Genomic DNA, 1,837 nt, shown 5'->3' on the forward strand with positions numbered 1-1,837 from the left:
CACGAAGGTCCTGGGCGAGGTCTCCGTACCGCTCGTCACCACCAACCGCATCAACACCCCCGAGATCGCCGAGCAGTTGCTCGCCGACGGCGCCGCCGACATGGTGTCCCTGGCCCGCCCGCTGCTCGCCGACCCGGACTTCGTCGCCAAGGCGCAGGCCGAGCAGTCCGACGCCATCAACACCTGCATCGGCTGCAACCAGGCCTGCCTCGACCACACCTTCAACCTGCAGATCACCTCCTGCCTGGTGAACCCGCGCGCCTGCCACGAGACCGAACTCGTCCTCGCGCCGACCCGGCACAAGAAGCGCGTCGCGGTCGTCGGCGCCGGCCCCGCCGGGCTCGCCTTCGCGGTGTCCGCGGCCGAGCGCGGCCATGACGTCACGCTCATCGACGCGGCGTCCGAGATCGGCGGCCAGCTCAACGTCGCCCGCAAGGTCCCCGGCAAGGAAGAGTTCGACGAGACCCTGCGCTACTACCGCACGCAGCTCGAACTGCACGGTGTGGAAGTCCAGTTGAACACCCGCGCCACCGCGGACGACCTCGCGAGGGCCGCGTACGACGAGGTCGTCGTCGCCACCGGCGTCACGCCCCGAACCCCCGAGATCCCCGGCATCGACCACCCCAGCGTGGTCGGCTACCTCGACGTGCTGCGCGACAGCGCGCCCGTGGGGGAGCGGGTCGCGATCATCGGGGCGGGCGGCATCGGCTTCGACGTCGCGGAGTACCTCACCGACGGCGGCGAGAAGGCGAGCCTGGACCCGGCGACGTACTTCCGTCAGTGGGGCGTCGACATGGACTACAAGGACCGCGGCGGCCTGACCGTGCCCGACCGCCCCGCCCCGCCGCGCTCCGTGCACCTCCTGCAGCGCAAGACGTCCAAGGTGGGCCAGGGCCTGGGCAAGACCACGGGCTGGATCCACCGCACCGAACTGCGCCACCGCGGCGTCACGATGGTGCCCGGCGCGAGCTACGACCTGATCGACGACGCGGGCCTGCACATCACGGTCGACGGACGGTCCACGGTCATCCCGGTCGACACGGTCGTCCTCTGCTCGGGCCAGGACCCGCGCCGCGACCTGTACGAGGAGCTGCTCGCCGCCGGGCTGAGCGCGCACCTCATCGGGGGCGCGGACGTGGCCGCCGAGCTGGACGCCAAGCGCGCCATCAAGCAGGGAACGGAGCTGGCCGCGGCCTTGTGACACCCGCGGTCCCGTGACACCGGGTGCCCCGTGAGACCGGGGCGCCCGCCGCGGACGCCGAACTTAGGATGGCCGCCATGTCACTCCCGCACGCGATCCTCACCGCCCTGCTCGAAAAGCCGTCGTCGGGCCTTGAGCTGACCCGCAGGTTCGACAAGTCGATCGGCTACTTCTGGTCGGCAACGCACCAGCAGATCTACCGCGAGCTGGGAAAGCTGGAGCGGGAGGGGGCCATCCGCGCCCTGGAGCAGCAGCAGGCCACCCGCGGGCAGAAGAAGGAGTACGAGGTGCTGCCCGCGGGCCGCGCCGAGCTGGCCCGCTGGACGGCGGCCGGCCAGGACCCCAAGCCGCTGCGGGACACGCTGCTGCTGCGCCTGCGGGCGGCGGCGGTCGTCGGCACGGACGGCATCGAGGCGGACCTGCGCCGCCATCTCGCCCTGCACCGGCGGCAGTTGGCCGAGTACGAGGAGATCGAGAAGCGGGACTTCCCGCCGGGCAAGAACACGGTGGAGGACCGGCTGCGGCATGTGGTGCTGCGGGCCGGGATCGATCTGGAGACGTTCTGGACGCAGTGGTTGGAGCAGGCGCTGGAGGAACTGGGGGCCGCGGACGCCTGACTCTGGTGCGCACGGCGGC

The 1,837-nt window shown here is 71.7% G+C and carries 2 protein-coding genes; both read left to right on the forward strand.

What is annotated here, in order from left to right:
• Window positions 1-1,201, forward strand: a 1,201-nt coding sequence (locus tag ACQKIP_RS12830; RefSeq protein WP_427742983.1) for an FAD-dependent oxidoreductase, incomplete at its 5' end; no start/stop codon positions are given.
• Window positions 1,202-1,278: 77 nt separating this feature from the next.
• Window positions 1,279-1,818 (forward strand): PadR family transcriptional regulator, encoded by a 540-nt coding sequence (locus tag ACQKIP_RS12835; RefSeq protein ID WP_365859706.1) that lies wholly within the window; start codon window positions 1,279-1,281, stop codon window positions 1,816-1,818.
• Window positions 1,819-1,837: the final 19 nt, after the last annotated feature.

Origin of the sequence: Streptomyces sp. NPDC059900 (assembly GCF_050270335.1) — a bacterium.
Classification (GTDB): Bacteria; Actinomycetota; Actinomycetes; order Streptomycetales; family Streptomycetaceae; genus Streptomyces.

Bases quoted from the DNA above. Each gene is read 5' to 3' on its own strand.
- ACQKIP_RS12835 (WP_365859706.1), top strand. From the start codon at position 1,279: ATGTCACTCCCGCACGCGATCCTCACCGCCCTGCTCGAAAAGCCGTCG.